The following is a 22,431-nucleotide window of genomic DNA, read 5'->3' as shown; positions in this document are numbered from 1 at the left end:
CCTTGATCGGCAGAACCCGATCAGATCCTCAGTGTTTCGCGCTGTACCTCGTCGTCATGTTGAGGGCGAGGGCGATCAGCGCGGCCACGGCGAACACGAGGGCGGCGACGGGGTCGCCGCCGGCCATCAGCGCGATGGCCCCGATGAGCAGGGAGAACACGAGCGCGACGTCGTAGGCGTAGTGGGCCGAGATGTCGAGGTCGTCGCCGATGGCGGCGCGCAGCGCGAGTCCAGCGACGATCGCGCCGACGATCATCCCGGCGACGATCGCGGCGCTGCTCAGGCCCAGCACGAACGGGGCGGCCATCAGCGCGAAGCCCACGAGCAGCTCGAGCGCGCCGTGGAGGTGGAGGGGCACGAGGCGGAAGGCGGTCATGGTCTGGCGAGTGTCCCGCGTCCTGGCCGGCCCGACTGTGAGTGAGGTCACCCGTGACCCACTAGCGTTCCGCCCGATGCCGAAGGTCCGCCTGGACGCCCTGCTCGCCGATCGCGGCCTGTTCGAGTCACGCACCCGGGCGGCCGCGTCCGTGCTGGCCGGCGAGGTGATGCTCGGCGACGAGCGCCGCCGCGCGGCCAAGCCGGGCCAGATGGTCGACGACGCGATCGTCGTCGACGTCGCCCAGCGGCCGCGGTTCGTCTCGCGGGGCGGCGTGAAGCTGTCCAACGCGCTCGACACGCTCGGCCTCGACGTCGCCGGCCGTCACGCGATCGACGTGGGCGCGTCCACCGGCGGCTTCACCGACTGCCTGCTGCAGCGCGGCGCGGTCCACGTGCTGGCGCTCGACGTGGCCTACGGCGAGCTGGCCTGGTCGCTGCGCCAGGATCCCCGCGTGACGGTGCTGGAGCGCGTCAACGCGCGGGCGCTGGAGCCCGGCCAGCTCGAGTACGCGCCGGACCTGCTCGTCGCCGACGTGTCGTTCATCTCGCTGACCAAGGTCCTGCCCGCGGTGCTGACCTGCCTGGCGCCGTCCTTCGACGCGCTGGTGATGGTCAAGCCGCAGTTCGAGGTCGGCCGGGGCCGGGTGGGGAGCGGGGGCGTCGTGCGCGACGTGGCGCTGCGGCGCGAGGCGGTCGTGTCGGTGGGCGAGGCGGCGGTCGCGCTGGGGGCCAGCGTGCTCGGCTTCGCGCCCAGCGGCCTGCCCGGACCGAAGGGCAACCTGGAGACGTTCCTGTGGCTGGCCGAGGGCGGTCGCGTGGGCGCCCTGGAGGATCTGGCGGGCGACGTGGCGAAGGTGGAGCTCTGATGCCGGAGCGGGTCGCCGTCGTGCTCACGCACGGACGCACGGAGGAGACGGCCGAGGCGGCCGAGGTGCTGCGCAAGGTCGCCGACGACTTCGGCGTGACGCTGCACCACGGCGACGACGACCCGTCGCGCGACACGCAGGCGGAGATCGCGATCACGCTGGGCGGCGACGGCACGATCCTCACCGGGTTGCGGCGCTTCTCGGGCAGCGGCATCCCCGTCTTCGCGGTGAACTTCGGCCAGGTCGGCTTCCTGGCCACGATCGACCGCACGGACTGCGAGGAGGGCTTCCGCCGGGCCTTCACCGGCCAGTTCGACCTGATGGCGCTGCCGGCCGTGGCGATCGCGGCGCCCGGGCTGCGCCAGGCGGGGGTCAACGACGTCTCGCTGATCCGCCGCCAGGACGGCCGCGTCGCGGTGCTGTCCTACGTGCTGGGCGGCGAGGAGCTCGGTCGCGTGCGCTGCGACGGCCTGGTCGTGGCCACGCCGGCGGGCTCCACCGGTTACAACCTGGCCAACGGCGGGCCGGTCCTGGCCTGGGGCGTGCAGGGCTTCGTGGCGACGTTCATCGCCCCGCACTCGCTGACCGCGCGGCCGCTGGTCGTCGCGCCGGAGGACACGCTGTCGCTGTTCAACCGCTCCCAGCGCGAGTCGGTCGACGTGGCCGTCGACGGGCGGCGCGTGGGCGAGCTGGCGCCGGGCGACTCGCTGGACTGCTCGTTCGTGCCCGGCGCGGCGCTGCTGGCCCAGCTGCCGGGATCGAGCTTCTACCAGCGCCTGCGCGAGAAGTTCGGCCACCTGGTCTAGTCGTCTCTGCGACGACTCTGTCACGACTTCGTGACGGGAACAGGCGTTCGACGCGAATCCGTCTGTCGCCGCTGATACACCGTGCACATGCTCAATGAGCTGCGCGTCGAAAACCTCCTCCTCATCGAACAGGCCACGCTGCGCCTCGCGCCCGGGCTGAACGTCCTGACCGGCGAGACGGGCGCGGGCAAGACCGTGCTCGCGCACGCGCTGGACCTGCTGCTGGGCGGCAAGGCCCGCCCGGGCATCGTGCGCCCCGGGGCGGCCGAGGCCTACGTCGAGGGGGTGTTCGAGCTGCCCGAGGCGTTGCGGGGCGAGCTGGGCGAACGCCTGCCGGCGGACGCCGAGGAGGTCGTGCTCGCGCGCCGGGTGAGCGCCGAGGGGCGCACGCGCGCCTACGTCAACGGCCGCTCGGCCTCGGCCGGCGACCTGCGCGAGCTGGCCGAGCCCTTGATCGCCTTCTACGGCCAGCACGAGCACCGGCGCCTGACGCTCTCATCGGTCCAGCTCGACGTGCTCGACCGCTTCTGCGGGGCCGAGCAGGCGGCGCGGCGGGAGCGATCGGCGTCGCTGGCCGGGCGCGTGCGCACGCTGGAGGCGTCGCTGGACGCGTTGCGCGAGCGCGCGTCCGGGCGCGAGCGGGAGATCGACCTGCTCGACTTCGAGCTGGCCGAGATCGAAGAGGTCGATCCCGACGAGGCGGAGTACCGCGCGCTGACCGTCGAGCGCGACCGGCTGCGCCACGTCGAGGCGTTGCGCGGAGCGGCGCTGCTGGCGCTGGAGGCGCTGGTGCCCGAGGACGGCGAGGGCGGCGCGTCCGTCGCGCTGGCCCGGGGCGGAGCGGAGCTGGACGGGGTGGAGGGCGTCGACGCGGCGCTGGACCCGTTGGTCGAGCGGTTCCGGGCGCTGGCGCTGGAGGCCGACGACCTCGGGGGCGAGCTGCGCCGCTACGCCGAGGGGCTGGAGGCCGAGCCCGAGCGGCTGGACGTCGTCGAGACGCGCTTGGCCGCCGTGGACCGGCTGGCGCGCAAGCACGGCGGCAGCGTGACCGGGGTGCTCGAGCACGCCGAGCGCTGCCGGGCGCGGCGGGCCGAGCTGGCCGGCGCCGAGGAGGCGCTGGAGGAGGCCACGGCCGAGCTCCAGGAGGCCCGCGTCGCGCTGCGCCGGGTCAGCGACGAGCTGCATGTCGCCCGGGAGGCGGCGGGGCCGGCGCTGGCCGAGTCGGTGCGGGAGCGGCTGGCCTCGCTGGCCATGGAGGGGGCGTCGTTCGAGGTGGCGCTGCACGAGCGCGAGCCCGGTGCGACCGGGGCGGACGTCGTCGACTTCCTGATCGCGGCCAACCCCGGGGTGCCGGCCGGGCCGCTGCGCGACATCGCCTCGGGCGGCGAGGTGTCACGGGTGATGCTCGCGCTGATGGGCGTGGCCAACGAGGCGGGCGGCGCGACGCTCGTGTTCGACGAGGTCGATGCGGGCATCGGCGGCGTGACCGCGCGGGCCGTGGGCGAGCAGCTGCGCGCGCTGGCCGACGGGCGCCAGGTGATCTGCATCACCCACCTGCCGCAGGTCGCCTCGCTGGCGGCGCGGCACTTCTCGATCGCCAAGGACGTCGAGGCCGAGCCGGCCCGCACGACGGTGACCGAGCTGGTGCCCGACGCGATCGTGGGCGAGCTGGTGCGGATGCTCGGGGCCGACGCCGAGGACAAGGCGGCGCGTCGGCACGCGGTCGAGCTGCTGAAGGCCGCGTAGCCGGGCGGGCGCGGGGTAGTGTCGTTGACATGGCAACGACAGCTTCCTCTTCCGGCACCTTCTCCATCGGCGGCGACCTCGAGGTCACGCGCCTGGGCTACGGCACGATGCAGCTGCCGGGGCAGGGCGTGTGGGGGCCGCCGAAGGACCACGACGCGGCGATCGCGGTGCTCAAGCGGCTGCCCGAGCTCGGCGTGGACCTGGTGGACACCGCGGACTCCTACGGCCCGGACGTCGCCGAGGAGCTGGTTGCCGAGGCGCTGGCGCCCTACGGCGACGGCACCATCGTGGCCACCAAGGCCGGGCTGCTGCGCACCGGCCCGGGGAAGTGGCATCCGCTCGGCGACCCCAACTACCTGCGCCAGCAGGCCGAGAAGAGCCTGCGACGGCTCAAGCTCGACGTGATCCCGCTGTTCCAGCTGCACCGGGTCGACTCGCGGGTGCCGCGCGAGGAGCAGTTCGGCGTGCTCAAGGACCTCCAGAGCGAGGGCAAGATCCGGCACGTCGGCCTGTCGGAGGTCAGCGTCGAGGAGATCGCCGCGGCCCGCGAGATCGTCGAGGTCGCCACGGTCCAGAACCTCTACAACCTGACCAACCGGCAGTCCGAGGACGTGCTCGACTACTGCACGGCCGAGGGGATTGGCTTCATCCCGTGGTTCCCGCTGGCCTCGGGCAAGCTGGCCGAGCCGGGCGGCCCCGTCGCCGAGGCCGCCGCGGAGCACGACGCCACCCCGGGTCAGGTCGCGCTCGCCTGGCTGCTGCACCGCAGCCCGGTGATGCTCCCGATCCCGGGGACCAGCTCGGTCGCCCACCTGGAGGAGAACGTCGCCGCCGCCGACCTGCGCCTGAACGACGACGAGATCGCCCGACTCGACGCTGCCTCGGCCTCGGCCTAGAAGACCCCGCGGATGATGGTCACGACCTCGTCGGGCTTGGACAGAAACGGCGAGTGCGAGGCGTCAAGGCGATGCACGTTGTCCGCGCGTCCGGAGAGCATCTCCTGCGCGGGCACGGGGATCGCCTGGTCGAGGTCGCAGATCACATAGGTCGTGTCGATGTCGCGCCAGGCCACGTCGGTGACCGGCGCCTTGACCGAGGACATGCTCTGCGGCTGCAGGCGCTCGCTGGCCGTCGCGACGGCCTCGTCGGAGAGGTCGTTGAAGAACACGTCGCCCGGGGTGTCGGGCATCAGCGACTCGCCGTCCTCGGCCACCAGCCACCAGGGCGCCGGCTGGCCGCCGACCAGGCCGTAGAGCGACTCGCCCTCGTCGAGCATGAACGCGGTCAGGTAGATGATGTGGTCGACGTTGTCGGCGCCGGCCAGCCCTTGCGTCGTCGGGATGCCGCCGTAGGAGTGCGCGACCACGACGACCGGCCCGTCGACGGCATCGGTGGCCGCGCGCACGGCCGCCGCATCCTCGTCCAGGCCGCCGAGCGCGCTCGCGTCCGGACCGGAGCTGGGGAGGTCGACGGTGACCACCTCGACGCCCTCGTCGGCCAGCGCGCCCTCGACCTCACTCCACGCCCACGGGCCGTGCCAGGCACCGTGCACCAGCACCACCGTGGGACTCTCCTCCTGCGCCATCTCGACCTCCGTGCGTTGTCGGACCAGCGGGACTCAGGCATCCTGACATGCCCGCGCGGCGTACACTCGCGGCGATGTCCACGGTGCCCCGCGTGCCCGATGCCTCGCGCCGCGAGGAGCTTCCACGGGAGGTCAGCGGCCCGGCGCGCCTGGGGCGGCGGACGAAGGTGCTCACGAAGCGCCTGAAGGCGGGCGACATCGCGGTCATCGACCACCTCGACCTCGATCGCGTATCCGCCGAGGATCTGGTCACGATCGGCGTCACCGCCGTGCTGAACTGCCAGCCCAGCTCGAGCGACAGCTATCCGAACCTGGGCCCGCTGTTGCTCGTGCAGGCCGGCGTGCTGCTCGTCGACTTCGCCGACGCCGCGCTGTTCGACCGCCTCAGCGACGGCGAGCGGATCACCGTGCGCGGCGGCGACGTGCTGCGCGGCACCGAGGTGCTGGCCCACGGCGTCGTCCAGGAGCCCGCCGCGGTGCGCGCCCGCAACGACCGCGCACGCGCCGAGATCGGCGAGGCCCTGGCCGCGTTCGCCCGCAACACCGTCGAGCACATGGTCGAGGAGCGCGAGCTGCTGGCCGGCAAGATCGAGCTGCCGCGCTTCGACACTGACTTCCGCGACCGTCCGGCGCTCGTCGTGGTGCGCGGGGTCGAGCATCGCCGCGACCTCAAGGTCCTGCGCCCGTACGTGCGCGACGTCAAGCCGGTGATCGTGGCCGTCGATGGCGGCGCCGACGCGATCCTCGAGGAGGGCTGGCGGCCGGACATGATCGTCGGCGACATGGACTCGGCCTCCGAGGACTCGTTGCGCTGCGGCGCCGAGCTCGTGGTGCACGCCTATCCCGACGGCGGCGCGCCCGGCCGCGCGATCCTCGACCGGCTCGGGCTGGCCCACAAGGTCGTGCCCGCGCCGGGCACCAGCCAGGACGTGGCCATGCTGATCGCCCACGAGAAGGGCGCCAAGCCGATCGTCTCGGTCGGCTCGCAGTTCAACCTCGTCGAGTTCCTCGATCGCAACCGGCGCGGCATGTCCTCGACGATGCTCACCCGACTGCGCCTGGGCGACAACCTGATCGACGCCAAGGGCGTGGGCCGCCTGTACCGCCCGCGTCCGGGCACCGCCCCGATCGGGCTGCTGGCGCTGGTGGGCATCCTGACGCTGGGCCTCATCATCTGGCGCACGCCGGCGCTCTACAACGTGGCGCAGCTCCTGTGGCTGAAGTTGCAGGTGCTGCTCGGCATCGCCTAGCCGCCTACCCTGAGGGCGCCCCGTGTTCGACTTTCGCTACCACGCGCTCTCGCTCGTGGCCGTCTTCCTCGCGCTCGCCGTGGGCCTGCTGCTGGGCACGGCGATCGGCGACAGCGGCCTCGTCTCCTCGGCCAAGCAGGACATCGAGGACTCCCTGCGCGGGGACGTGAAGGCCTCGCGAGCCGAGGCCGACGATCTGCGCCAGCAGGTCTCGCGCCACGAGGACTTCGAGAACCAGACCTTCCCCGACCTCGTCGCCGGCCGCCTGTCGGGCGACCAGATCGGGCTGCTGTTCCTGGGCGACAGCGACAGCGACACGGTCGACCAGGTGCGCGACGCGCTCGAGCCCGCCGGCGCCGACCTGCGCTGGGTCGGGTCCCTGCGCGAGCCGCCCGACGTCAGCGATCTGGCCGACCGCGCCGTCGGCAGCCGCTACAGCGCCATGTCGATCGACCCGACGCTCCTGTCGCCCTTCGCCCACCGGATGGGCGTCCAGCTGGTCACCGGCGGCCGCCTGGTCAGCCAGGAGCGCCAGGCGCTGATGCAGTCGTTCTCCGGCGAGCTCGGCGTCCTGGACGGCGTGGTCATCGTGCGCTCCCCCGATCGCCCGGAGGAGTCCGACGACGAGAAGGGCACCACCGAGGAGCTCGAGGACGGCATCGTCAGCGGCCTCAACCGCACCGACGTGCCCGTCGTCGGCGTCGAGCAGCTCGACACCGACCCGTCCCAGATCGGCTGGTACCGCGACCGCGGCCTGGCCTCGGTGGACTCGATCGACCAGCTCTCGGGCCGCGCCGCGCTCGTCTTCGCCCTGGCCGGCGCCGACGGCGCCTACGGCCTGAAGTCCAGCGCCGAAGCGCTCCTGCCGCGCGTCGTCGGCGGCATCAGCCGCCCGTGATCGAACCCCACCGCGAGCGCACGGTCAACGAGCTGATCCGCGATGTGGTGATGCTCTTCGCGGCGGCATGGCGCACGTATCTGGCCATCGGGTTCGTGGTCGTCACGCCGGTCTACCTGGCGGTGTTCGGGCTCGGGCTGGGGGAGTTGACCGGGCGCTTCGACGGATCACCGTCCAACGAGCGCAGCTTTCTCGAGGGCGGCGTGCTGTTCGCCCTGGTGCTGCCGCTGATCATGTCGATGGTCGCGCGCACGCTGCGACCCGACGCGTCGACGGGACGGGCGATCCAGTCCGGCCTCGAGCGGTTCGCGCCCGCGCTGATCGTCGCGCTGGCGGCGATCGTCGCGTCGCTGGCCGGCTTGTTCCTGCTGATCGTGCCCGGCATCTACATGGCGGTGCGCCTGGCCCTCGCGGTCCCGGCCGTCGGGCTGGAGGCGCTGGGCCCGCTGGCGGCGCTGCGCCGGTCCTGGGCGCTGACGATGGGCAGCCGGGCGTGGCGGGTGCTCGGGCTGATGGCGCTCGTGCTGCTGCTGACCGGCCTGCTCGAGTCGGTCGTCGAAGTGCCACTCTTCGCGATCGCCGATGCGGTGGACCGCCAGGGCGTCGCGCTGGCGGCCTCGATCATCAGCTACGCGGTCACGTTGCCGATCGCCGCGATCGGCGCGGCGCTGGTGTTCTTCGACGCGCGCGCCCGCCAGCCGGAACCGACCACGTCCGCCTGAACGGCTACCTTGCGGATCCAGTGCATGCACTGCCGCTCGCCGTTGCAATCGCCGCCGCGCTGGTCCTAGCTCCGGCTCTGCGACGGACCCTCGAAGCGGACGGCCGGACCCGCCAGAACTACCGCGGTGTGGCGCTCCCGTTCCCCTTCGGCGTGCTCATCGTGGCCGCCGCGCTGGTGGCGCTGATCCCGCTGGCGCCGATCGATCAGCTCACCGACGGCGACGTGTTCCTGGCCGATCTGGCCTGGATCGCCCCCTACGCGCTCGGCGTCGCCTTCCTGGGCCTGGCCGACGATGCGCTGTCGGGCCCGTCGCGCGGCTGGCGCGGGCACGGAAAGGCCCTGCAAAGCGGCCAGTTTCCCACCGGTGCGCTGAAGGCCGTCGGCTCGTTGGGCCTCGCGCTGCTCGTCCTGCGCGGCCACGACGACTACGTCCTGGCCGTCGTGGTGCTCGTGCTGGCCACCAACCTGTTCAACCTGCTGGACCTGCGCCCGGGCCGCGCGGTGAAGGCCTTCGCGCTGCTCGGCGCCGGTCTGACGATCGGGGCCTGGGACGTCAACCCCCTGTGGGCGCTGGGCCTGTTCGTCGGCCCTGTGCTCGTCGCCGGCGTCTACGACCTGCGCGAGCGGGTCATGCTCGGCGACACCGGAGCCAACCTGATCGGCGCGCTCGCCGGCCTCTGGCTCGTCCTCACCTTGTCCACGACCGGGCTGGCTGTCGCGGCCGCCGTGCTCCTGGTCATGACCGCCTATGGGGAGCTGCGTTCGATCAACGCCCTGGTCGAACGCACTCCCGTCCTTCGTCACCTAGACTCGATCGGAAGACCGCATGCCTAGCCCCCGCAATCAGCGAACGCGCTACATCTTCGTCACGGGCGGGGTCGTCTCGTCCCTGGGCAAGGGGATCGCGGCCTCGTCGATCGGGCGCCTGCTCGTCTCCCGCGGCTTCACCGTCGGGCTGCAGAAGTTCGACCCGTACATCAACGTCGACCCGGGCACGATGTCGCCCTACCAGCACGGCGAGGTGTTCGTCACCGAGGACGGCGCCGAGACCGATCTGGACCTCGGCCACTACGAGCGGTTCACCGACGCGAACACGTCGCGGGCCAGCAACGTCACGGCCGGCGGCATCTACAACGCGGTCATCCGGCGTGAGCGCCGCGGCGACTACCTCGGCGGGACGGTGCAGGTCGTTCCGCACATCACCGACGAGATCAAGAACCGCATCAAGCTGATCGGCGAGACCTCCGACGTCGACTTCGTCATCACCGAGGTCGGCGGCACGGTGGGCGACATCGAGTCGCTGCCGTTCCTGGAGGCGATCCGCCAGTTCCCCGTCGACGTCGGCCGTCGCGACGTGATGTTCATCCACCTCACGCTCGTGCCCTACATCGGCCACGCCAAGGAGCTGAAGACCAAGCCGACGCAGCACTCGGTCAACGAGCTGCGCCGCATCGGCATCCAGCCCGACATGCTGATGTGCCGCTCCGAGCAGCTGCTCGACGCCGACATCCGCAAGAAGATCGCGCTGTTCGCGTCGCTGCCGGTCGAGGCGATCGTCTCGGCCAAGGACGTCGACAACATCTACAAGATCCCCCTGGAGTACGCCGACCAGGGCGTGGACGACTTCATCCTCGAGCACTTCAACCTGCTCGAGGACACCCAGGAGGCCGACCTGGCCACGTGGGCCGACCTGTGCCGCCGGGCCAGCGAGGCCTCGACGCCGGTCAAGATCGCGCTCGTCGGCAAGTACGTGCAGCTCGAGGACGCCTACCTGAGCGTCAGCGAGGCGCTGCGCCATGCCGGCTTCGCGCACGGCGGCAAGATCGAGATCGACTGGATCGACTCCGAGACCGTGACCGCCGACAACGCGGTCGAGCGCCTGCGCGACCACGACGGCATCCTCGTGCCCGGTGGCTTCGGCGGCCGCGGCATCGAGGGCAAGATCCTCGCCGCGCAGGTCGCGCGCGAGCGGCGCATTCCCTACCTGGGCATCTGCCTGGGCATGCAGATCGCCGTGGCCGAGTTCGCCCGCCACGTGGCGGGCATGCCCGGCGCCAACTCCACCGAGTTCGACCACGAGACCGAGTTCCCGGTGATCGACCTGCTGCCCGAGCAGCGCGACGTCGCCGATCTGGGCGGCACCATGCGCCTGGGCGCCGACCCGGTCAAGCTCCACGAGGGCACGCGCGCCCGCGAGATCTACGGCGAAGCGGTCATCTACGAGCGCCACCGCCATCGCTACGAGGTCTCGCTCAACCTGCGCCGCCGGCTGGAGAAGGCCGGGCTGGTCGCCTCGGGCACCTCGCCCGACGAGCGCCTCGTCGAGTGCATCGAGCTGCCCGACCACCCGTTCTTCGTCGCCTCGCAGTACCACCCCGAGTTCAAGTCACGCCCTGAGCGCCCGGCGCCGCTGTTCCGCGAGTTCGTCGCGGCGGCGATGGAGCGCGCGGGCGAGCGCCCGCCCGAAGGTGAGCCGTCGGCGGCTCGGGGCGAGATGCAGCGTGCCACCCCGTCCGACTGAGGCCGAGCGCACCCGGCTGCACGCGCTGTTCGCGCGGCTGTGCGCGATCGCGTCGCCGTCCGGCGGTGAAGCGGCGGTCAGCGCCGCGGTCACCGCCGAGCTGACGGCGCTCGGGCTCGAGGTCGAGGTCGACGACTTCGGCAACCTGCTGGCCCGGATTGCCGGGACGACGGAGCGCTCGATCCTCCTGTGCGCGCACCTGGACACGGTGGGCCAGCACGGGCCGATCGAGCCCGTGGAGGTCGAGGAGGGCTGGGAGAACGCGCAGGCGGACATCCTCGGCGCCGACAACAAGGCCGCCGTCGCCGTGATGCTGCTGGCCGCCGAGCGCGCCGTGCGCGAGCCGCCGACCGTGGGCATCGAGCTGCTGTTCACGCTCCAGGAGGAGAACGGGCTCAACGGGGCCAAGGCCTTCGACGCCGCCCGGCTGACCTCCGACTTCGGCTACGTCTACGACCACGCCACCCCGATCGGCGAGATCGTGATGGCGTCCCCGAGCTTCTACCGGCTGACCGCCCGCTTCCACGGCCGCGCCGCGCACGCGGGCATCCGCCCTGAGGACGGCCGCAGCGCGATCGTCGCCGCGGCCCGCGCGATCGTCTCGCTGCGCCTGGGCCGCGTCGACGCCGAGACGACGGCCAACGTGGGCACGATCGAGGGCGGGGTGGGGGGCACGAACGTCGTGCCCGAGTACGCCAGCTTCCTGGCCGAGGCCCGCTCGCTGGACGACGACAAGCTGGAGGCGCTGGTCGCCGAGATGATCGACGCGATCCACGTCGCCGCCAACGACGCGACCTGCGACGTCGACGCCGACGTGACCGTCGAGAAGCTGTTCCAGGGCTACCGCCACAAGGCGGCGTCGCCGGCCATCGTCGCCGCCGAGGCCGCCCTGCGCGCCGTCGGCTACGAGCCCTCGGCGATCGTCTCGGGCGGCGCGTCGGACGCCAACGCCCTGGAGGCCAACGGCTTCCACTGCGTCTGCCTGGCCAACGGGACCGAGCGCAACCACGAGCCCACCGAGCGCGTCAGCTTCGTCGCGCTCGAGGACATGCTCGCGGTCACGCTGGCCCTGCTCGACGTCGCTTAGGCGACCGTCCAACTCGGCTCGCTGGCCCGGCGCACGATCACCGTCGGCGTGCCGCCCGCATACGGGATCGTCACGACGTTGCCGATCGACTCGGGCGGCCCGAAGGTGCCCAGGACGGTCTTCCCGTCGGCGGTCAGCGCGCTGGCGCCCAGGCCGAACTCGACCGACGGCCCGATGACGTGCTCCTGGCCCGTGGCCACGTCGACGCCGACGGCATGGGTCGTGTCCTGGCCGCCGAACTGGGCCAGCAGCTGCGTCCCGTCGGTCGAGAACTCGGTCGGGATCAGGCCGAACAGCAGGTAGGGCACCTTGTCGTTGGTCAGGTTGCGCCGGCCGCTGCCGTCCGGGTTGATGACGGTCAGGTTGTAGGCCGGGCCGGACTCCGCGTGGTGCGGGCCGTAGTGCAGCTTCCAGCGCGCGAAGGCGATCTGCGTCGGTCCCCAGATCGGGTAGGACGCGTGCCCGTCGTTGGTCAGGTTGCGCGGCGCGCCCCCGGCCACCGGCGCGATGTAGACGTCGGTCGCGGCCTTGTAGTCCTGGCGCGCGGCGCGGCCGTAGGCCAGCTGCGTGCCGTCGGGGGAGAACGATGCGCCGGTGAAGTACCCGGTGGCCACGACGCGCGTCGCGCCGGTGGCCACGGTCAGCAGCGTGATTCGCTGTGCGCCGTTGAGCGGGCCGGTGTTGACCGCCACCGTCGCGCCGTCAGGGGAGACGGTCTGGATGCCGTACTGCAGGCCGCGCACGACGACCTTGGGCGTGCCGCCGGCGGCGGGGATCTGCATGAGGTTCTGGCGGTTCCCGCCCGCCGATGCGTAGAAGACGGTCTGGCCGTCGGGCGTGATCGTCGGCGTCGAGCCGTTGCGAGCCAGCAGGCGCTGGCCGGTGCCGTCGTCGTTGGCGATCCAGACCGAGGGCGTCTGGCCGGTGAAGCGGCTGAACACGAGCGCGGCCTGGGCCGACTGGGCGGCCACGAGGAGGACGACGGCGGTCAGGCCGCCGATCAGGAGCCGACGGGTCATGCGCTCACCGTCTGGGCTTCGTTGACGTACTGCTGCAGCTCGCGGCGGGCGATCGAGAGCTTGTGGACCTCGTCGGGGCCGTCGGCCAGTCTCAGGGTGCGCATGTGGGCGTAGCTCCAGGCCAGGGGGAAGTCGTCGGACACGCCGCCGCCGCCGTGGACCTGGATCGCGCGGTCGATGATCTTCAGCGCCATGTTCGGCGCCTGGACCTTGATCGCGGCGATCTCGGTGCGGGCGTGCTTGTTGCCCACCGTGTCGATCAGCCAGGCGGTCTTCAGGCAGAGCAGGCGGGTCATCTCGATCTCGATGCGTGCCTCGGCGATCCAGTCGAGGATGTTGCTGCGGGTGGCGACGGGGGCGCCGAACGTCTCGCGGGCGATCGCCCGGCGGCACATCGCCTCCAGGGCGGCTTCGGCGGCGCCGATCGCGCGCATGCAGTGGTGGATGCGGCCGGGTCCGAGGCGGGCCTGGGCGATCATGAACCCGTCGCCCTCGCCGGCGACCAGGTTCGTGGCCGGGACCCGGACGTTCTCGAACAGGACCTCGGCGTGGCCCTCCTGGTCGACGTAGCCGAACACGGGGAGGTTGCGCACGATCGTCAGGCCCGGGGTGTCGCGGGGGACGAGGATCATCGACTGCTGCTTGTAGGTCGGCCCGTCGGGATCGGTCTTGCCCATGACGATGAAGATCTGGCAACGCTCGCGCATCGCCCCCGACGTCCACCACTTGCGTCCGTTGAGGACGTAGGAGTCGCCGTCGCGCTCGATGCTCAGCTCGATGTTGCGCGCGTCCGACGAGGCGACGTCGGGCTCGGTCATCGCGAACGCGCTGCGGATCTCGCCGTCCAGCAGCGGCCGCAGCCAGCGGTCCTTCTGCTCCGGGGTGCCGAACTGCGTCAGCACCTCCATGTTCCCGGTGTCCGGCGCGGAGCAGTTGATCGTCTCGGGGCCGATGTGGCTGCGTCCGGAGATCTCGGCCAGCGGCGCGTACTCGGTGTAGGTCAGCCCGGGGCCGAACTCGGGGTCGGGGTGGAACAGGTTCCACAGGCCACGCGAGCGCGCCTCCTCCTTGAGCTCGTCCATGATCGCCGGCTCGCCGTGGAGGTTGCCCAGCCCGGCCAGCTGGTCCTCGTAGATCGTCTCGGCGGGATGCACCCGCTCCTCCATGAAAGCGGTCAGGCGCTCCTGGAAATCGCGGCTGCGCGCGCTCGGCTCGAAGTCCATGTCTGTGACCCTATTCCTCGGTGTCGATTCGGTGCACGCGGTAGCGTCGCGGCTGTGCTCGCCCTGCGCAAGACGGTCGTCACCTCCGCCGACGGCCCGTGGTTGGAGACGGAGCTGGGGGTGGCCTGGAGCGACCCGGCGCTGCATCCGACCGCGCGCACGGGCGACAAGGTGGTCGTCAACGTGCAGGCGCGTGAGCTCGGCCTGGGCTCCGGGGGCTACGACATCGTCGTGGTCAACCTGACCCGTGGCCTGGAGGGCGGCGGCGCGCGCGGCGACCACGTCATGAAGCTCAACTACACGCCGCTGCAGCATGCGGTCGACCCGGTCGATGGGGTGCCGCTGGACGCGCTCGGCGCGGTCGCCGCGATCGGCCTGCACGGTCAGCTGGCGCCGCTGGCCTGGACGTTCGCGGAGTCCGGCCGGCAGCTGGGCTACGTGCAGACCTGGGGCGGCGCGCTGGCCGGCGGGCTCTCGCACACGGTCACGGAGCTGCTCGAGCGTGGCCTGCTGGCGGTACACGTCACCGCCGGTCCGGCCTACGGCGGACAGCGCGAGGCGATCTCGCTGCCGGGGGCGATCGTCGCGGCGCTGGAGGACTGCGACGCGGTCGTCGCCGGCCCCGGGCCCGGCATCCTGGGCTCCGCCACGGCGCTGGGTCACGGCGGGATGGCCGCGCTGGACGTCGCCCACGCGGGGCTGTCGCTCGGGCTGCCGGTCGTGGTCGCGCCACGCATGTCCAGCAGCGACCCGCGCGAACGTCACCTGGGCCTGTCCCACCACACGGCGACGGTCCTGGCCCTCGTGCTCGCGCCCGTCGTGGTGGCGCTGCCCGACGGCGTCGAGATCCCCGGCGAGGACGGCGGCCACGAGTGGCGCGAGGCCAGCGGCGCACTGGACGCCTACCCGTTCCCGCAGCGCTCGATGGGGCGCGACGACCCGGTGTTCTTCGAGGCGGCGGCGGCCGCCGGACGGGTCCTCGCTGACATCATCGTCGGAGATGAGTGACCGAGACTTCGAGCAGATCGGCGCGCCCCGCGTGGCCTGGCAAGGCCACATCGTGCGTGTCGAGGACGTGACGTACCGCTACGTCGAGGACGGCAGCGAGGTCGAGCGCGAGGTGGTCCGCCACCCCGGTGCCGTCGGCACGGTGGCCGTCGAGGGCGACCACGTGTGGCTGGTCATCCAGCCCCGCCAGGCCGTCGGGGACCCGGACATGCTCGAGATCCCGGCGGGCAAGCTCGACGTCGCGGGCGAGTCGCCCGAGGAGAACGCGCGGCGCGAGCTGGCCGAGGAGATCGGCAAGCAGGCCGAGCGCTTCGAGCCGCTGCGCTCCCCGTTCTTCACCAGCTGCGGCGTGATGGACGAGCAGATGCACCTGTACCTGGCCACCGGGGTGTCCGACACGCCGCGCGCCGACTCCGGCGAGGACGAGCGCATCGAGATCGTCGCGTGGCCGCTGGATCGTCTCGACGAGGCGATCGCGCGCTCCCGCGACGCCAAGACGATCATCGGCCTCCTGCTGCTGAAGGAGCGCCTCGCCGCTCAGCCGCGCGTGTAGCGCACCAGGCGGGTCTCCGTGAAGCCGCGGCCCGCGCCGCTGGTCTTCGTCAGGCGCAGGCTCACGCTGCGCCCGCTGGGCACGGAGTGCAGCGCGGCCCGCCCGCGCAGGCTGATCGCCAGGGGGACGGCGGTCACCGCCCCCGGCGCCACCATGTAGCGGTTGCTGGCGAGTTGGACTGCCGACCCGCCGCTGCGGGGCATCGCCAGCGTCAGCTCGCCGGTGCACGGCGTCGCCGCGCCCTCCGGGCACGAGACGCGGTAGGACGGGCGCATGGAGCGCAGGAACGGCGACGGCTTGACCAGCACGCCGGCGGCCACCGGCCGGGCGGTCTGGGGCACGGTGCGCGCGTAGGAGCCGCAGCTGGGCAGGTTCTGCTGGTCGGTCGGGCTGGTCGGCACGCCGTTGCGCGCGGTGATGCAGATCGTCAGGCGATCGACCGTCTCCAGCGTGTAGGACAGACCGAGCTGGTCGGCCGTGGCCAGGCAGGTGGTCTGGCTGAAGCCCTGGCGCGTGCCGGCGTAGCTCAGCCCCGAGCCCGCGCTGACGACGTAGGGCGGCGTCGTGGTCGGGCTGGAGCACAGGTAGCTCGCGCGCTGGATCGCCCCGTTGAAGCCGCCCGTCGGCGCCGCGGTGAACGTCACCACCTCGCCGTAGCCGCCCAGCCCGGCGGCCCCGCCCGCGCCCGGGCCCCAGGTGCCCTCGATCGGCTCCGCCGCCAGCGCGCTCGCCGCGGCGACGCTCAGGGCCGTCGCCGCCGTCACGACCGCCGCCAACACCCGGTGCTGCCCCATGCCAAGGCCTCTCGCTCACGGCGGGATCCCGCATCCCGACCACGGCGCCATCCTCTCCGACGGGGTCGCGCCGACGCAAGCCGCGTGACCGGCGCGTTGCAGCAAGAGGGCGCGCGTGCGCTCGCGCGAATCCTCACGTGTGGCCACGACCGTCGAAGCACGACCGCACGAGCACCTGGTGCTCGACTTCCTCGCCTACCTCGAGTTCGAGCGGGGCCTGTCGCGCAACACGCTGGAGGCCTACCGCTCCGACCTGCTGCAGTTCGGCACCTGGCTGGCCCGACGCGGGGTCGATCCGGTCGAGGCCCAGCACGCCGACCTGGCCGGCTTCCTGACCGACCTGGCCACCGGCGACCCGCCGGACCGCCCGCCGGTCGCCAACGCCACGCTGCAGCGCAAGGCCGCGTGCCTGCGCTCGTTCTACCGCCACCTGCGACGCGAGGAGGTGATCGACCATGACCCGACGGCCGAGCTGCGCGCTCCCCGCAAGGATCAGCGGCTGCCCAACGTGCTCAGCCGCGACGAGGTCGGGCGCCTGCTTGCCGCGCCGCGGGGCACCGCGCCGGCGGCGTTGCGCGATCGTGCGCTGCTCGAGCTCATGTACGCGTGCGGCCTGCGCGCGTCGGAGGCGATCGGCCTGACCGTGGCCGACGTCGATCTGGAGACCGGCGTGCTGCGCGCGACCGGCAAGGGCTCCAAGGAGCGGCTGGTGCCCGTGGGTCGCGAGGCGATCGACGCGGTCGGCGTCTACCTGCAGCGTGGGCGCCCGACGCTGGTCGGCCTGGCCCCCGAGCCGCACCTGTTCGTCAACCAGCGGGGCAGCGGGCTGACGCGTCAGGGGCTCTACAAGATCGTTCAGCGCTACGCGCGGGCCACCGGCCTGGACGGCAAGATGAGCCCGCACACGCTGCGCCACACGTTCGCCACGCACCTGCTGGCGGGCGGCTGCGACCTGCGCTCGCTGCAGGAGATGCTCGGCCACGCCGACATCGCCACGACGCAGATCTACACGCACCTGTCGGCCGAGCGCCTGAAGGACGTGTACTTCAGCGCACACCCGCGGGCCACATTGGCCTAACCTGCGCGCCCGTATGGGGCGGGCCATCGTCGTCGTCATCGATGCATGCGGAGCGGGCGCCCTGCCCGACGCCGTCGCGTACGGCGACCCCGCCGACGTCAACACGCTCGGGCACCTGAGCGAGGCGGTCGGCGGGCTGGACCTGCCGGTGATGGGCGCCCTGGGCCTGGGCAGCATCCTGCCCATCGTCGGCGTCCCACCGGCCGACGCACCGGCCATCTTCGGGCGCATCGGCGCGTCGGGGGCGGGCAAGGACTCCACCGCCGGGCACTGGGAGTTGATGGGCGTGGTCAGCGAGATCGCCCAGCCCAGCTATCCCGGCGGCTTCCCGGACACGCTGATCGACGAGTTGCGCGCCCGCACCGGCCACGAGTTCTGCTGCAACCGGCCCTACGGCGGTATCCAGGTGATCGACGACTTCGGCGAGCACCATCTGCGGACCGGCGAGCTGATCCTCTACACCTCGGCCGACTCCGTCCTGCAGATCGCCGCACACGTCGACCACGTGCCGGTGGAGGAGCTGTACCGCGTGTGCGGCGTCGCCCGCGAGCTGACCGACGTCGGCCGGGTGATCGCGCGGCCGTTCGCGGGCGCGCCCGGCGCGTTCGTGCGCACCAGCGCGCGCAAGGACCTGGCGCTGCCGCCGCCCACGCGCTCGGCGCTGGTCGCGCTGCAGGAGGCCGGCGTGCGCGTCCACTGCGTGGGCAAGACGCGCGACCTGTTCGCCGGCGTCGGCGTCGACGAGGCGCTGCCGGGCGCCACGAACGAGCTCTCGCTGGCCAACACCACGCGCCTGATCGCCGAGCTCGACGAGACCGCGCTGATCTTCACCAACCTGATCGAGACCGACCAGATCTACGGCCACCGCAAGGACGTCGAGGGCTTCGCCGGGGCGCTGCACGCGATCGACGCGGTCGTGGGGGCGTGGCTGGGCATGCTGCGCGACGACGACCTGCTGATCCTCACCGCCGACCACGGCGTGGATCCGTCCGCGCCCCACAGCGACCACACCCGCGAGTACGCGCCGCTGCTGGCCGTCGCGCCGGGCCGGCCCAGCGCCCGCCACGACGGCGCGCTCTCCGACGTGGGCCAGACGGTCGTCCAGCACCTCACGGGCGCGCCCGACGCGCGGCTTCCCGGCCGTTCATTCCTGCCCTGACCGGCCGAGTGGCGATTTCCTCCCGCCCACAGGGATCAACTCGCCACTCGGCCGACGTGCTGGCCGATCTGCTGGCGCCCGGGCTGCGGGTCGTGCTGTGCGGCAGCGCGGCCGGGGCGGTGTCCGCGGCTCGCGGCCTGCCCTACGCGGGACCGGGCAACCGCTTCTGGCGCACGCTGCACGAGGTCGGGCTGACGCCGGAGCTGCTCGGTCCCGAGCGCGCGGCGGAGCTGCTCGACCACGGGATCGGACTGACCGACCTGTGCAAGACCGCTTCGGGCGCCGACAGCGAGCTGCCCCGGGACGCCGACGACGTCGAGCGGCTGAGGGCGTCGGTCGAGCGCGACCGCCCGGGCGTCCTGGCCTTCGTGGGCAAGCGTGCGGCGCAGGTCGCCTTCGCCGACCGGGCCATCAGGACGGGCCGGCAGCCGCGGACCTTCGCCGGCGTCGAGACGTGGGTGCTGCCGTCGACGTCCGGGCTGGCCGTGCGCTACTGGGACATCGGCCCGTGGCGGGACCTGGCCCGTACGCTCCCCTGATGCCCGAGCTGCCCGAGGTCGAGACGATCCGCCGCCAGCTCGTGCCCGTGGTCGAGGGCCGCCGCCTGCGCGAGCTGCGCATCGACGACCCGCGCTGGTGCACGCCGCTGGCGCCCGCCGATCTGCGCAACGCGCTCGAGGGCCGGGTGATCGAACGGCTGGATCGGCGCGGCAAGTACCTGATCTGGTGCTTCGAGGGCGACGTGTTCCTGCTCGTCCACCTGCGCATGACCGGCACGCTGCTCGTCGACCCGCCGGAGCCGACCCGCTTCGAGCGCGTGCGCTTCACGTTCGCCGACGACGGCCCCTGGCTGGCCTTCTGCGACCAGCGTCGCTTCGGCACCGGCGAGCTCGCGCTGGGCGAGGACGCCCTGGACGCGTTCCTCGACGCGCGCCTCGGCGTCGAGCCGCTGGGCCCCGACTTCACCGGTGCCGCGATGCGGGCCGTGGCCAAGGGCCGCACGGCGCCGGTCAAGGCGTTCCTGCTCGACCAGCGGCGCATCGCCGGCGTGGGCAACATCTACGCCGACGAGGCGCTCTACCGGTCACGCATCCACCCGCTGCGCCCGGTCGGCCAGCTCACCCGCGCCCAATGGGACGCGCTGCGCGACGAGATCGTCGCGGTGCTCGAGGCGGGCATCGACGCGGGCGGCTCGACGATCGACGACTTCCGCCACACCGACGGCGTGTACGGCTCCTTCCAGCATCAGTTCCTCGTGCACAACCGCCTGGGCGAGCCCTGCCCGCAGTGCGGGCGCGAGATCGTCAAGTTCGTCGCGGCCGGACGGGGCACCTACGTGTGCGAGTCCTGTCAGCCGCGTCCCCGGGGTGTGCGAACGCGCGCCATGAGCCGATAACAGGCAGGCCATGGACATCGCTCTCGCCCTCGTCGCCGCGCTCTTCTTCGCGCTCGGAACCGTCCTGCAGCAGAAGGCGGGCCTCGACGACCCCGCCGAGGGCAGCTCCGCGGGGCTGCTCGTGCAGATGGCCCGCCGGCCGGTCTGGCTGATCGGCATCTCCTGCGACGCGCTCGGCTTCGCCGCCCAGTTCGCCGCGCTGGCGGTGGGCAGCCTGGCCGTCGTCCAGCCGCTGCTCGTGTTCGCGGTCGTCTTCGCGCTCCCGCTGGGCGCGCGCTTCACCGGCCAGAGGGTGACCCGCAAGGACGTGATCGCCGCGATCGTGGTGACCGTCGGCCTCGTCGCCTTCCTGCTCATCGCCAACCCCTCGGGCGGGCGCGAGAACGCCCCGATCGGCGATTGGCTGATCGTCGGCGCGGTCGCGGCCATCGTCGTGATCCCGCTGCTGATCGCCAGCCGACGGCTGACCGCGGCGCGCAAGGCGGCGGTGCTGGGCACCGCCACCGGCATCCTGTTCGGCCTGTCCGCGGCGCTGACCGACGTCGTCGGCCACCGCTTCGACGACGGCGTCTTCAGCATCTTCACCGCCTGGCCGCTGTACGCCCTGCTCGTCGTCGGCTACCTGTCGATGACGCTCAGCCAGATGTCGCTGAACGCGGGGGCGCTCGGGCCGGCCGTGGCCACGCAGATGGCCTTCGACCCGATCACCAGCGTGATCCTCGCGCTGACGCTCCTGCAGGAGTCGCTGCACGAGACGGCCTTCGGCGCCGTCGTGTCCTGCGCCGCGCTGCTGGCCGCGCTGGGCGGCATGGTCGTGCTCAGCCGAAACCAGGAGGAGTCGGTCGCGGCGAAGCCCGGCTCAGGAACCGGCGTCCTCGCGGCCAACAGCGCCTGAGGGCGCCGGCAGCGAGGCCATCCGCGCGGTCGAGCGCGGCTTGGCGTAGGTGAAGTAGATGACCAGCCCGATGGCCAGCCAGATGATCAGGCGGATCCAGGTGGCGATCGGCAGCGTGGCGATCAGCCCGACGGCGCAGACGATGCCCAGCGGCGCGACGAACCAGACGATCGGCACGCGGAACGGCCGCGGCAGGTCGGGGCGCGTGCGGCGCAGCACCAGGACGGCGGCGCAGACGATCGTGAAGGACAGCAGCGTGCCGATCGAGACGAGGTTGCTGAGCGCCTCGATGGGGGTCAGTCCGGCGACGAGCGAGCCGGCCACCGCGCAGACGATCGTGGCCTGGCGCGGCGTGCGCGACTTGGCGTCGACCTGGCCCAGCGCGTCGGGGAGCATGCCGTCCGACGACATGCGCATGAAGATGCGCGTCTGGCCGTAGAAGGTGACGAGCACGGTGGCGGCCAGGCCGATCACGGCGGCGATGTCGACCGCGACCTCCAGCCAGTCCAGCTGGGGCCCGGCGGCGTTGATGGCCACGGCCAGCGGGTCGGGCACGTCCAGCTCGGTGTAGGGCACCAGCCCGGTCATGACGATGCCGATCGCCACGTACAGGATCGTCGAGATCAGCACGGTCCCGATCAGGCCGATCGGGATCGAGCGGCTCGGGTTGCGCGACTCGGCCGCGGCGGTCGAGACCGCGTCGAAGCCCACGTAGGCGAAGAACACGACGCCGGCGCCGCGCAGGACGCCCGAGACGCCGAAGTCGCCGAAGCCGCCGGTGTTGTCGGGGACGAACGGCTCCCAGTTGGTCTTCGTGATGAACCAGGCGCCGAAGGCCACGAACAGCACCAGGACCGTCATCTTCAGGACAACCAGGGCGTTGTTCGCGCGGGCCGACTCCTTCGTGCCGATCAGCAGCAGCCAGCACGTGAACATCGTGATCAGGATCGCCGGCAGGTTGACCACGCCGGCGTCGTCGCCGAACGGCGGGTTCATGATCGCGTTGGGTAGGTCGACGCCCGCTTTGGCGAACATCGCGCCGACGTAGCCCGACCACGACACGGCCACCGTGGCCGCCGCGAACAGGTACTCGAGCAGCAGGTCCCAGCCGATGAACCAGGCCAGGAAGATCCCGAACGTGGCGTAGGCGTAGGAGTAGGTCGAACCGGCGGCGGGAATCATCGCGGCGAGCTCGGCGTAACAGAGCGCCGTGACCGCCGCCGCGATGCCCGCCACGAGGAACGAGATCACGACCGCCGGCCCGGCGTACTTCGCCGCCGCGACGCCCGTGGTGGCGAAGATGCCGCCGCCCACGACGCTGGCGATGCCCAACGCGGTCAGACTCAGCGGCCCGAGCACGTTGGAGTTCATGCGGCCGCGGTCGGTCTCCGCCTGCGAGAGGATCGCGTCGAGGTTGCTGGTCGCCACGGGCGGCATCGTGGCAG

The 22,431-nt window shown here is 72.4% G+C and carries 23 protein-coding genes; 17 read left to right on the top strand and 6 right to left on the bottom strand.

Annotated elements, in window-relative coordinates; all coding sequences use genetic code 11:
• Nucleotides 1-28: 28 nt before the first annotated feature.
• Nucleotides 29-376: a hypothetical protein gene (locus ACZ5UI_RS10275; protein ID WP_464196901.1), complete on the bottom strand. Its 348-nt coding sequence runs from the start codon at nt 374-376 to the stop codon at nt 29-31.
• Nucleotides 377-452: 76 nt separating this feature from the next.
• Between ACZ5UI_RS10275 and ACZ5UI_RS10270 the strand changes: the two genes are divergently transcribed.
• The 4 genes from ACZ5UI_RS10270 to ACZ5UI_RS10255 all read left to right on the top strand — a co-directional run bounded on the left by ACZ5UI_RS10270 (nt 453) and on the right by ACZ5UI_RS10255 (nt 4,692).
• Entirely contained in the window at nt 453-1,244 is a 792-nt protein-coding gene (locus ACZ5UI_RS10270) for a TlyA family RNA methyltransferase (RefSeq protein WP_464196899.1), read from the top strand.
• The gene (locus ACZ5UI_RS10265) at nt 1,244-2,050 is read left to right on the top strand and encodes an NAD(+)/NADH kinase (protein WP_464196897.1); all 807 of its coding nucleotides are present in this window, start codon (nt 1,244-1,246) and stop codon (nt 2,048-2,050) included. The genes ACZ5UI_RS10270 and ACZ5UI_RS10265 overlap by 1 nt, the downstream gene beginning before the upstream one ends.
• 87 nt (nt 2,051-2,137) lie before the next feature.
• A complete protein-coding gene (recN, locus tag ACZ5UI_RS10260) occupies nt 2,138-3,796 on the top strand; it encodes a DNA repair protein RecN (RefSeq protein WP_464197800.1) in 1,659 nt (552 codons plus the stop codon).
• Between the two features lie 29 nt (nt 3,797-3,825).
• The gene (locus tag ACZ5UI_RS10255) at nt 3,826-4,692 is read left to right on the top strand and encodes an aldo/keto reductase (RefSeq protein ID WP_464196895.1); all 867 of its coding nucleotides are present in this window, start codon (nt 3,826-3,828) and stop codon (nt 4,690-4,692) included.
• Here the strand turns inward: ACZ5UI_RS10255 and ACZ5UI_RS10250 are convergent.
• Nucleotides 4,689-5,381: an alpha/beta hydrolase gene (locus ACZ5UI_RS10250; protein WP_464196893.1), complete on the bottom strand. Its 693-nt coding sequence runs from the start codon at nt 5,379-5,381 to the stop codon at nt 4,689-4,691. The two genes, ACZ5UI_RS10255 and ACZ5UI_RS10250, sit on opposite strands and share 4 nt — an antisense overlap.
• A gap of 74 nt (nt 5,382-5,455) precedes the next feature.
• Here ACZ5UI_RS10250 and steA point away from each other — a divergent pair, with 74 nt between their 5' ends.
• From steA to ACZ5UI_RS10220, 6 genes are read left to right on the top strand one after another with little or no spacing between them, the layout of a single operon-like run.
• Nucleotides 5,456-6,631 (top strand): putative cytokinetic ring protein SteA, encoded by a 1,176-nt coding sequence (gene steA / locus ACZ5UI_RS10245; RefSeq protein ID WP_464196891.1) that lies wholly within the window; start codon nt 5,456-5,458, stop codon nt 6,629-6,631.
• A gap of 22 nt (nt 6,632-6,653) precedes the next feature.
• Nucleotides 6,654-7,529, top strand: a complete 876-nt coding sequence (locus ACZ5UI_RS10240) for a copper transporter (RefSeq protein WP_464196889.1) — start codon at nt 6,654-6,656, stop codon at nt 7,527-7,529.
• The gene (locus ACZ5UI_RS10235; protein ID WP_464196887.1) at nt 7,526-8,251 is read left to right on the top strand and encodes a glycerophosphoryl diester phosphodiesterase membrane domain-containing protein; all 726 of its coding nucleotides are present in this window, start codon (nt 7,526-7,528) and stop codon (nt 8,249-8,251) included. Before ACZ5UI_RS10240 ends, ACZ5UI_RS10235 begins: the two co-directional genes overlap by 4 nt.
• 20 nt (nt 8,252-8,271) lie before the next feature.
• Entirely contained in the window at nt 8,272-9,087 is an 816-nt protein-coding gene (locus ACZ5UI_RS10230) for a hypothetical protein (RefSeq protein WP_464196885.1), read from the top strand.
• Nucleotides 9,080-10,774 carry a CTP synthase gene (locus ACZ5UI_RS10225; protein WP_464196883.1) on the top strand — a complete coding sequence of 565 codons (1,695 nt, stop codon included), beginning with the start codon at nt 9,080-9,082 and terminating at the stop codon, nt 10,772-10,774. Before ACZ5UI_RS10230 ends, ACZ5UI_RS10225 begins: the two co-directional genes overlap by 8 nt.
• Nucleotides 10,755-11,861 (top strand): M20/M25/M40 family metallo-hydrolase, encoded by a 1,107-nt coding sequence (locus ACZ5UI_RS10220; protein WP_464196881.1) that lies wholly within the window; start codon nt 10,755-10,757, stop codon nt 11,859-11,861. Before ACZ5UI_RS10225 ends, ACZ5UI_RS10220 begins: the two co-directional genes overlap by 20 nt.
• Here ACZ5UI_RS10220 and ACZ5UI_RS10215 read toward each other — a convergent pair.
• Together ACZ5UI_RS10215 and ACZ5UI_RS10210 are read right to left on the bottom strand one after the other, a co-directional pair.
• Nucleotides 11,858-12,880: a TolB family protein gene (locus tag ACZ5UI_RS10215; RefSeq protein ID WP_464196879.1), complete on the bottom strand. Its 1,023-nt coding sequence runs from the start codon at nt 12,878-12,880 to the stop codon at nt 11,858-11,860. The genes ACZ5UI_RS10220 and ACZ5UI_RS10215 overlap by 4 nt on opposite strands.
• Entirely contained in the window at nt 12,877-14,103 is a 1,227-nt protein-coding gene (locus ACZ5UI_RS10210; protein WP_464196877.1) for an acyl-CoA dehydrogenase family protein, read from the bottom strand. Before ACZ5UI_RS10210 ends, ACZ5UI_RS10215 begins: the two co-directional genes overlap by 4 nt.
• A gap of 54 nt (nt 14,104-14,157) precedes the next feature.
• On the opposite strand from ACZ5UI_RS10210, the gene ACZ5UI_RS10205 reads away from it, so the two are divergent.
• Together ACZ5UI_RS10205 and ACZ5UI_RS10200 are read left to right on the top strand one after the other, a co-directional pair.
• Nucleotides 14,158-15,111 carry a DUF3866 family protein gene (locus tag ACZ5UI_RS10205; RefSeq protein ID WP_464196875.1) on the top strand — a complete coding sequence of 318 codons (954 nt, stop codon included), beginning with the start codon at nt 14,158-14,160 and terminating at the stop codon, nt 15,109-15,111.
• Nucleotides 15,104-15,664 carry an NUDIX hydrolase gene (locus ACZ5UI_RS10200; protein WP_464196873.1) on the top strand — a complete coding sequence of 187 codons (561 nt, stop codon included), beginning with the start codon at nt 15,104-15,106 and terminating at the stop codon, nt 15,662-15,664. The genes ACZ5UI_RS10205 and ACZ5UI_RS10200 overlap by 8 nt, the downstream gene beginning before the upstream one ends.
• On the opposite strand, the gene ACZ5UI_RS10195 is transcribed toward ACZ5UI_RS10200, so the two are convergent.
• Nucleotides 15,649-16,458 (bottom strand): hypothetical protein, encoded by an 810-nt coding sequence (locus ACZ5UI_RS10195; RefSeq protein WP_464196871.1) that lies wholly within the window; start codon nt 16,456-16,458, stop codon nt 15,649-15,651. The genes ACZ5UI_RS10200 and ACZ5UI_RS10195 overlap by 16 nt on opposite strands.
• A gap of 139 nt (nt 16,459-16,597) precedes the next feature.
• Between ACZ5UI_RS10195 and xerD the strand changes: the two genes are divergently transcribed.
• Genes xerD through ACZ5UI_RS10170 form a run of 5 tightly spaced genes read left to right on the top strand, consistent with a single transcriptional unit; the run spans nt 16,598 to nt 20,986 of the window.
• The gene (gene xerD, locus ACZ5UI_RS10190) at nt 16,598-17,536 is read left to right on the top strand and encodes a site-specific tyrosine recombinase XerD (RefSeq protein WP_464196869.1); all 939 of its coding nucleotides are present in this window, start codon (nt 16,598-16,600) and stop codon (nt 17,534-17,536) included.
• 13 nt (nt 17,537-17,549) lie between these two features.
• Nucleotides 17,550-18,695: a phosphopentomutase gene (locus tag ACZ5UI_RS10185; protein ID WP_464196867.1), complete on the top strand. Its 1,146-nt coding sequence runs from the start codon at nt 17,550-17,552 to the stop codon at nt 18,693-18,695.
• Between the two features lie 8 nt (nt 18,696-18,703).
• Nucleotides 18,704-19,234: a mismatch-specific DNA-glycosylase gene (locus ACZ5UI_RS10180; RefSeq protein ID WP_464196865.1), complete on the top strand. Its 531-nt coding sequence runs from the start codon at nt 18,704-18,706 to the stop codon at nt 19,232-19,234.
• Entirely contained in the window at nt 19,234-20,091 is an 858-nt protein-coding gene (gene mutM, locus ACZ5UI_RS10175; RefSeq protein WP_464196863.1) for a bifunctional DNA-formamidopyrimidine glycosylase/DNA-(apurinic or apyrimidinic site) lyase, read from the top strand. Before ACZ5UI_RS10180 ends, mutM begins: the two co-directional genes overlap by 1 nt.
• A gap of 10 nt (nt 20,092-20,101) precedes the next feature.
• The gene (locus tag ACZ5UI_RS10170) at nt 20,102-20,986 is read left to right on the top strand and encodes a DMT family transporter (protein WP_464196861.1); all 885 of its coding nucleotides are present in this window, start codon (nt 20,102-20,104) and stop codon (nt 20,984-20,986) included.
• On the opposite strand, the gene ACZ5UI_RS10165 is transcribed toward ACZ5UI_RS10170, so the two are convergent.
• Nucleotides 20,951-22,414, bottom strand: a complete 1,464-nt coding sequence (locus tag ACZ5UI_RS10165) for an APC family permease (protein WP_464196859.1) — start codon at nt 22,412-22,414, stop codon at nt 20,951-20,953. The two genes, ACZ5UI_RS10170 and ACZ5UI_RS10165, sit on opposite strands and share 36 nt — an antisense overlap.
• Nucleotides 22,415-22,431: the final 17 nt, after the last annotated feature.

Source organism: Conexibacter sp. JCM 18997, assembly GCF_055391915.1.
This window is presented reverse-complemented; position numbering and strand designations above follow the sequence as displayed.

What these genes read in the sequence shown, in the direction of transcription:
- ACZ5UI_RS10275 (WP_464196901.1), bottom strand. Translation starts at nt 376, where the DNA reads ATGACCGCCTTCCGCCTCGTGCCCCTCCACCTCCACGGCGCGCTCGAG.
- ACZ5UI_RS10270 (WP_464196899.1), top strand. Translation starts at nt 453, where the DNA reads ATGCCGAAGGTCCGCCTGGACGCCCTGCTCGCCGATCGCGGCCTGTTC.
- ACZ5UI_RS10265 (WP_464196897.1), top strand. Translation starts at nt 1,244, where the DNA reads ATGCCGGAGCGGGTCGCCGTCGTGCTCACGCACGGACGCACGGAGGAG.
- recN (WP_464197800.1), top strand. Translation starts at nt 2,138, where the DNA reads ATGCTCAATGAGCTGCGCGTCGAAAACCTCCTCCTCATCGAACAGGCC.
- ACZ5UI_RS10255 (WP_464196895.1), top strand. Translation starts at nt 3,826, where the DNA reads ATGGCAACGACAGCTTCCTCTTCCGGCACCTTCTCCATCGGCGGCGAC.
- ACZ5UI_RS10250 (WP_464196893.1), bottom strand. Translation starts at nt 5,381, where the DNA reads ATGGCGCAGGAGGAGAGTCCCACGGTGGTGCTGGTGCACGGTGCCTGG.
- steA (WP_464196891.1), top strand. Translation starts at nt 5,456, where the DNA reads ATGTCCACGGTGCCCCGCGTGCCCGATGCCTCGCGCCGCGAGGAGCTT.
- ACZ5UI_RS10225 (WP_464196883.1), top strand. Translation starts at nt 9,080, where the DNA reads ATGCCTAGCCCCCGCAATCAGCGAACGCGCTACATCTTCGTCACGGGC.
- ACZ5UI_RS10215 (WP_464196879.1), bottom strand. Translation starts at nt 12,880, where the DNA reads ATGACCCGTCGGCTCCTGATCGGCGGCCTGACCGCCGTCGTCCTCCTC.
- ACZ5UI_RS10210 (WP_464196877.1), bottom strand. Translation starts at nt 14,103, where the DNA reads ATGGACTTCGAGCCGAGCGCGCGCAGCCGCGATTTCCAGGAGCGCCTG.
- ACZ5UI_RS10200 (WP_464196873.1), top strand. Translation starts at nt 15,104, where the DNA reads ATGAGTGACCGAGACTTCGAGCAGATCGGCGCGCCCCGCGTGGCCTGG.
- ACZ5UI_RS10195 (WP_464196871.1), bottom strand. Translation starts at nt 16,458, where the DNA reads ATGGGGCAGCACCGGGTGTTGGCGGCGGTCGTGACGGCGGCGACGGCC.
- ACZ5UI_RS10185 (WP_464196867.1), top strand. Translation starts at nt 17,550, where the DNA reads ATGGGGCGGGCCATCGTCGTCGTCATCGATGCATGCGGAGCGGGCGCC.
- mutM (WP_464196863.1), top strand. Translation starts at nt 19,234, where the DNA reads ATGCCCGAGCTGCCCGAGGTCGAGACGATCCGCCGCCAGCTCGTGCCC.
- ACZ5UI_RS10170 (WP_464196861.1), top strand. Translation starts at nt 20,102, where the DNA reads ATGGACATCGCTCTCGCCCTCGTCGCCGCGCTCTTCTTCGCGCTCGGA.